Annotated in this window: 6 protein-coding genes, 1 tRNA gene and 1 pseudogene (1 of these 8 running past the window's edge); 6 read left to right on the plus strand and 2 right to left on the minus strand. The window is 62.0% G+C overall.

What is annotated here, in order from left to right; genetic code table 11:
* Positions 1–97: 97 nt before the first annotated feature.
* The 4 genes from C457_RS13465 (at position 98) to C457_RS13480 (ending at position 3,367) form a co-directional block, all read left to right on the plus strand.
* Complete coding sequence (locus C457_RS13465; protein ID WP_008095425.1) at positions 98–724, plus strand: adenylate kinase; 627 nt, start codon at positions 98–100, stop codon at positions 722–724.
* 121 nt (positions 725–845) lie between these two features.
* On the plus strand, positions 846–1,766 hold the full coding sequence (locus C457_RS13470) for a DUF106 domain-containing protein (RefSeq protein ID WP_008095426.1): 921 nt from the start codon (positions 846–848) through the stop codon (positions 1,764–1,766).
* Positions 1,767–1,916: 150 nt separating this feature from the next.
* Positions 1,917–2,495 carry a (d)CMP kinase gene (gene cmk / locus C457_RS13475; protein ID WP_008095427.1) on the plus strand — a complete coding sequence of 193 codons (579 nt, stop codon included), beginning with the start codon at positions 1,917–1,919 and terminating at the stop codon, positions 2,493–2,495.
* A 2-nt stretch (positions 2,496–2,497) separates the two neighbouring features.
* The gene (locus C457_RS13480; RefSeq protein ID WP_008095428.1) at positions 2,498–3,367 is read left to right on the plus strand and encodes an RNA-guided pseudouridylation complex pseudouridine synthase subunit Cbf5; all 870 of its coding nucleotides are present in this window, start codon (positions 2,498–2,500) and stop codon (positions 3,365–3,367) included.
* 12 nt (positions 3,368–3,379) lie between these two features.
* On the opposite strand, the gene C457_RS13485 is transcribed toward C457_RS13480, so the two are convergent.
* Complete coding sequence (locus C457_RS13485) at positions 3,380–3,664, minus strand: hypothetical protein (RefSeq protein WP_008095429.1); 285 nt, start codon at positions 3,662–3,664, stop codon at positions 3,380–3,382.
* A gap of 173 nt (positions 3,665–3,837) precedes the next feature.
* Between C457_RS13485 and C457_RS13490 the strand changes: the two genes are divergently transcribed.
* Both C457_RS13490 and C457_RS20165 read left to right on the plus strand, forming a co-directional pair.
* Positions 3,838–3,908: transfer RNA gene (locus C457_RS13490), tRNA-Pro, on the plus strand.
* A 268-nt stretch (positions 3,909–4,176) separates the two neighbouring features.
* A complete protein-coding gene (locus C457_RS20165) occupies positions 4,177–4,542 on the plus strand; it encodes a hypothetical protein (RefSeq protein ID WP_152420022.1) in 366 nt (121 codons plus the stop codon).
* A 492-nt stretch (positions 4,543–5,034) separates the two neighbouring features.
* Here the strand turns inward: C457_RS20165 and C457_RS19745 are convergent.
* Positions 5,035–6,000, minus strand: a pseudogene (locus C457_RS19745) (RNA-guided endonuclease InsQ/TnpB family protein) (it continues 298 nt past the right edge of the window).

Consider the following 6,000-nt stretch of genomic DNA (forward strand, 5'->3'; position numbering starts at 1 on the left):
AACAAGGAGCAACATTGTCTCATTCCTCTGACCGCCGCCGTCGCAGAACTCAGTACGTATCTTCAACACTATATGCTCTCGCCGGATGGGGTCAGATATGGGAAAGCGCATCCTCCTGCTCGGAGCGCCGGGCGCAGGTAAGGGCACACAGTCGAAGCGGCTCGCCGAGACCTACGGCGTCGAACACGTCACCACCGGCGACGCGCTGCGCGCGAACAAGGACATGGAGACCGAGTACGGGACGCCCCGCTCGTTCATGGAGAAGGGCGAACTCGTCCCCGACGCGGTCGTCAACGAAATCGTCGAGGCCGCGCTGGAAGACGCCGACGGCTACGTCCTCGACGGCTACCCGCGGAACCTCTCGCAGGCGGAGTACCTCACCGAGATCACCGACCTCGACGCGGTCATCTACCTGAAGGTCGCCGAGTCCGAACTCGTCGAGCGCCTCACCGGCCGCCGCGTCTGCGACGACTGCGGCACGAACTTCCACGTGAAGTTCAACCAGCCCGAAGCGGAGGGCGTCTGCGACGACTGCGGCGGCGAACTCGTCCAGCGCGACGACGACACCGAAGAGACGGTCCGCGAGCGTCTGTCGGTGTTCAAGGAGAACACCGAGCCGGTCATCGAACACTACCGCGACGAGGGCGTCCTCGTCGAGGTCGACGGCGAACAGACCCCCGACGAGGTCTTCGAGGACGTCCGGACCGTCGTCGACGACGCGTAAGCGCGCACACGGAACGACGCTTTTCACCGACTATACTCGGAGCGCCGGCGCTGTCGCCGGCGCGCCCGCTCTCGTCTCCAGAGTAAAACCTTGATAACAGCCGGTTGCTAAAGGGCCGGTAATGGCACGAATCGAATCTCGGGTGCGCGACCTCGTCGGCTCCGACGCCGACATGCGCGCCGCCGTCGAAACCGTCCTCGAACGGGCGGACGACGGAGAAGTCGAGTGGGCCGACGTTCGCGACGAGCTCACGAGCGGCCAGTGGGGTCGCCTCATCGAGAAAGGTATCCTCGTCGACGGCGACGAGGGGTTCCGGCTCGCCGACGCGGCGGAGACCCGCGCCGGCCTCGAAGACGACACGTCCGACTCCGGCGGCTCGTCGTCGTCCTCGTCGGCCGACACCGACACCGGCGACTCCTCGTGGTCGAAGTACGACAAGGGCGCGGCCGTCGTCACGGTCGGCCTGTTCCTCGGCTACTCGGTCGCCGAGGTTCGGAACGTCATCGGCGGCGTGATGGACGTGGCGCTCGGCCCGCTGGCCGACATGCTCCCGTTCTACGCCGTCGTGATGGTCCTCGCGCTCGCGACCGGCCTCTACTCCACGCTCCTGCAGGCGAACCTCATGGACATGGAGAAGATGGGCATGTATCAAGAGCGGATGAAGGACATCCAACAGCGGCAGAAGGACGCCAAGGAGCGCGGCGACGACGCGGCGCTCGAGAAGATTCAAGAAGAGCAGATGGAGGCGATGGGCGACCAGATGGGCATGTTCAAAGAGCAGTTCCGCCCGATGGTCTGGATCATGTTCCTCACCATCCCGGTGTTCCTCTGGATGTACTGGGCCATCGGCGTCGGCGGGGGCTCCGACCCGCACATCGTCACCGAGAACATCGTGCTCCCGCTCGTCGGGTCCGTCGAGTGGAAGCAGGGTGTCATCGGGCCGATGCAGGCGTGGATTGTCTGGTACTTCCTCTGCTCGATGGGCTTCACCCAGATCATCCGCAAGAGCCTGAACATCGACATGTCGCCGTCGGCGTCGTAAGCCGACCCGAGCGACTCGAAACGACTCCGTTTCTCTCTCCGTTTCCGCGTCTCACCACCCTCGGTTCTCTCCCACTCTCCCCCGTGAGAAGCCTCCGCAGGGGCGGTCGGCAACGATAACACCTTTTAGCCGACCGCACCCAGCATGGATATGTTACTGACCGTCTCCGGACCACCGGGCAGCGGGAAAAGCACGACCGCCGCCGCGCTCGCCGAGGCGTTCGACCTCGAACACATAAGCGGCGGGGACATCTTCCGCGAGCTCGCCGCCGAGCGCGACATGACCGCCGTCGAGTTCAACAAACTCGCCGAGGAGGACGACCAAATCGACCGCGACCTCGACCGCCGCCTCCGCGACATCGCCCTCGACCGCGACGACGTGCTCCTCGAATCTCGCCTCGCCGGCTGGCTCGCCGGGGACGCCGCAGACCTCCGCTTTTGGCTCGACGCCCCCGTCGACGTTCGCGCCGAGCGCATCGCCGACCGCGAGGACAAAGCGCCCGATATCGCCCGCGAGGAGACGACGACCCGCGAGGCGAGCGAGGCCAAGCGGTACGACGCCTACTACGACATCGACATCACGGACCTCTCTATCTACGATATCGCGCTCAACACCGCCCGTTGGGGGCCCGACGAGGTGACGGCCGTCTGCATCGCCGCGGTCGACTCCTACGACCCCAAGGCCGACGAGGGCAAGTACCCCGTCGAAGGCGTCCGCTACGACTTCTGACCATGCTCCGAGACCCGCCCGAAGACCGGAGCGTCGACGACCTGCTGTCGTTCGGCGTCGTCAACCTCGACAAGCCGCCGGGGCCGTCGGCCCACCAGGTAACCGGGTGGGTCCGCGATATGGCCGACGTCGACCGCGCCGCTCACTCGGGGACGCTCGACCCGAAGGTGACCGGCTGTCTCCCCACGCTCCTCGGCGACGCGACCCGCATGGCGCAGGTGTTCCTCGAAGGCTCGAAGGAGTACGTCTCCGTGCTCGAACTCCACGGGCCCGCGCCGGCCGACATCGACTCGACCGTCGCCGAGTTCGAATCGAAGCTCTACCAGAAGCCCCCGCGGAAGTCCGCCGTCTCGCGCCGCCTCCGCGTCCGCGAGGTGTACGACCTCGACCTCCTCGAAGTGAAAGACAGACAGGCGCTGTTGCGCATCCGCTGTGAGTCGGGGACGTACATCCGAAAGCTGTGTCACGACCTCGGACTCGCGCTCGGCACCGGCGGCCACATGGGCCACCTCCGCCGGACCGCGACCACTCCCTTCGACGACGCGGACCTCGTGACGCTCCACGACCTCGCAGACGCGCTCGCGTTCGCGGAGGAGGGCGACGAGTCGTGGCTCCGCGACGTGGTCTCGCCCGCCGAGCGGGCGCTGTCGCACCTCCCATCGGTCACCATCGCCAACAGCGCGGCCCGCGAAGTCGCCAACGGCGCACCCGTCTACGCGCCCGGCGTCTTCGACGTCGACGCCGACGCCTCCCGCGGCGACCTCGTCGCCTGTTTCACCGACGACGGTTCGGCCGTCTGTCTGGGCGAACTCGTCGGCGACGCGGACGCCGACGCCGGCGAGGTCGTCTCGCTGGAAGCCGTGTTAGTCTGAGACCGCTTCGCGCTACTTTCTCCGGCGCTTTTTCTCCGCGTCCGCGAGCGTCTCCGCCTGCTCGTTGACCGACGCGACCTCTCGTTTCGCATCCGACTTGTCGAGGTCGTAGACGTAGCGCCACGACGCCAGCGGGTAGCCGTGGGACTCCTCGGGGCGGTCAGCCGACGGTTCGGACTCGGAACCGCGGCGAATCGACCACCACCGGAGGCCTGCGACGCCCAACGCGAGGAGGACGAGGAGCATCGCGACGAAGGGGAGGAGTCCGAGCGGGACGCTCTGGAGGGGCGTGAGCATACGTTGTCATTAATCTCGAGGCGGCAAAAGCGTACTCGTGGTCGGGAGTCAGCTTCTCGGCACCGTTCGAACCGCACGACGACGGTGCGATACCGTGGCACGCCAGCCCTTCGCGTCGCCGCGACGAAACGAAGGGCTTAACCGCGAGACACGCATCGCTTTGAATGCACCCCGGGACCGTGGGGTAGTGGTATCCTCTGCCGATGGGGTCGGTAGGACCTGAGTTCGACTCTCAGCGGTCCCATACCACCTTTTTACTCCGTCGACTGTCGCTCACAGAGCGATAGTCTCCTCGCAAGGAGCTGGACGAAAAACGTCCCGCGAGGACTCGCTTCGCCCGCATCGCAGTGCAGTAATCCGGGTGTCCGGGCTCAGTCTGGTCTCGGCTACTCAAGCGGTGCCGTGTCTCCGAGTGACCGGTGTCGTGCAGACCCATGCGTGAGACACTAACTCGGGCTGCCGAAAATAGCTAAATAGAACACTCTACTGCGACGAGGAACCCCTTTCCGAACATGATTAACGCAGAGATAGTCAACAGAGTGGAGAGACCAATCAGAACCGCACCGTCCCGCTGGACGACCGAATTCCCTCGTATCCACTTTTTGTATCCACTCAGAAGCCAATTTTCCACAAACACCTGTGAGTGCTCTTGGGAGGTGAATATCTGGTCAAGTGTGTCACCAGAGATACCGCCAGTATACTCTACGGTCACATACAGATACGTTGCTGAGAAAATTGAAAACGTCAGTAGTCCGCTCCCGACCTGCGTGAACACGTTTACAAAAGAAACTGCGGTAACACAAGAGTCAGAGTCGATGCCAATAGCAATAGCCGAGATGAGGATACTGGCTAGCAGCAGGTTCAATTTGATCAACTGAATCGCGTCTGTTCGCAAGTTCTGGATTGAACTGACCTGATGATCGACTACGGTTCGAGCCTCTTCGAGAAGGGTTGAGAGTTCTTGATCGGAATCTACTGTTGGGACAATTCGGACGTTATCTTGCCCAACTCGCCGGGGTTCCTCGCGAATGAGTGTACTGAATAGAATGAGGAACCCACCCGCAACGATACCCAAGGCGGGCCAATCATACGGGGTAAGTGGGGTGTATACTGGGTGGTTTTGGATGATTCCGGATAGTTGAACGAATATGAGACTGGCCAGACCAACAGAGAACAATACCCGCCCAGCCAGCGATGTCCCCGATTTGAATAATTCCTTGAGCCAGGACATGGTATCTGAATGAGCGTATACACAACGTGTGTGAAAACTCTATTCACCCGTCGCCAGACCTCTTTCGTGGTTACATTCCTTTTGTGGCGGAAGCAGCTCGCTGTGTCGATTCTTTCGGCTCAATGTGAACTCCCCCGCCCTACTCAGCCGCTGACGCGGCTTCCTTGAGGACGGGGCTTCCTGTTTCTGTGACGCGACTTGCATCCACGACGATGGACGATGAATCGCCACCATCAGTGGACACAGCGGTCGCAGTCTCCACAGGCGTGTCTTCGGAGTGAACCACTCCTAGTTTGTCGAGTCCTCGTGAGAGGNCCATCAGTGGACACAGCGGTCGCAGTCTCCACAGGCGTGTCTTCGGAGTGAACCACTCCTAGTTTGTCGAGTCCTCGTGAGAGGACGTTAAGAGCCGCATTCCAATCCCTATCGAGTTCGAACCCACACGACGGGCACGAATGCTCGCGCACCCACAACGGCTTGCCAGTCGAAACGCCACAGCTCGCACACTCTGTGGTCGTCCCGCGCGGGTTAACCTGCACGACGTGACAGCCGTTCTTCTCACCGTGGTGTTCGAGGATGGTGATGAAGTCTCGCCAGCCGACTTCGGCCTTGTTACGAGCGTTTTGCGGGGATTCGAGCATCCCCTTGACATTGAGGTCTTCAACGAATACGGCATCGTACTCAGTGGTGTAGAAGTGTGCTAGCTTGTGTTTGAAATCACGCTTCTTGTTCGACATTCGTGCATGGATTTCCGTGACGCGACGCCGTTGTCTCTCCCAATTGTTGGACTCGTAGTCCTTTCGAGAGAGCGAACGTTGCTCTCGTTCGAGGCGTTCTCGGTCGTTAGACAAGTCGAGTCGCCCTATCGAACGCCCGTCCGAATCGTGGGCGAAGTTGAGAACACCGAGGTCGAGACCCACCGCATCGTCAGAGCCGATGGCTTCGACGGCAGGTTTCTCGGGAGTTTCTGTTTCGATGCAGAATGATACGTACCACGCTCCCGTGGGTTCTTTTTTGAGCGTGACTTCTTTGACTTTCTCGTGGTCTGGAAGGTCACGATGGATGCGAATTGGAATCTCGCGGGTTTCGCCTTTGAGTTTCTTGA

The organism is Haloferax prahovense DSM 18310, assembly GCF_000336815.1.
GTDB classification, from domain to species: Archaea; Halobacteriota; Halobacteria; order Halobacteriales; family Haloferacaceae; genus Haloferax; species Haloferax prahovense.

Bases quoted from the DNA above. Each gene is read 5' to 3' on its own strand.
- cmk (WP_008095427.1), top strand. From the start codon at position 1,917: ATGTTACTGACCGTCTCCGGACCACCGGGCAGCGGGAAAAGCACGACC.
- C457_RS13485 (WP_008095429.1), bottom strand. From the start codon at position 3,664: ATGCTCACGCCCCTCCAGAGCGTCCCGCTCGGACTCCTCCCCTTCGTC.
- C457_RS13470 (WP_008095426.1), top strand. From the start codon at position 846: ATGGCACGAATCGAATCTCGGGTGCGCGACCTCGTCGGCTCCGACGCC.
- C457_RS13480 (WP_008095428.1), top strand. From the start codon at position 2,498: ATGCTCCGAGACCCGCCCGAAGACCGGAGCGTCGACGACCTGCTGTCG.
- C457_RS20165 (WP_152420022.1), top strand. From the start codon at position 4,177: ATGATTAACGCAGAGATAGTCAACAGAGTGGAGAGACCAATCAGAACC.
- C457_RS13465 (WP_008095425.1), top strand. From the start codon at position 98: ATGGGAAAGCGCATCCTCCTGCTCGGAGCGCCGGGCGCAGGTAAGGGC.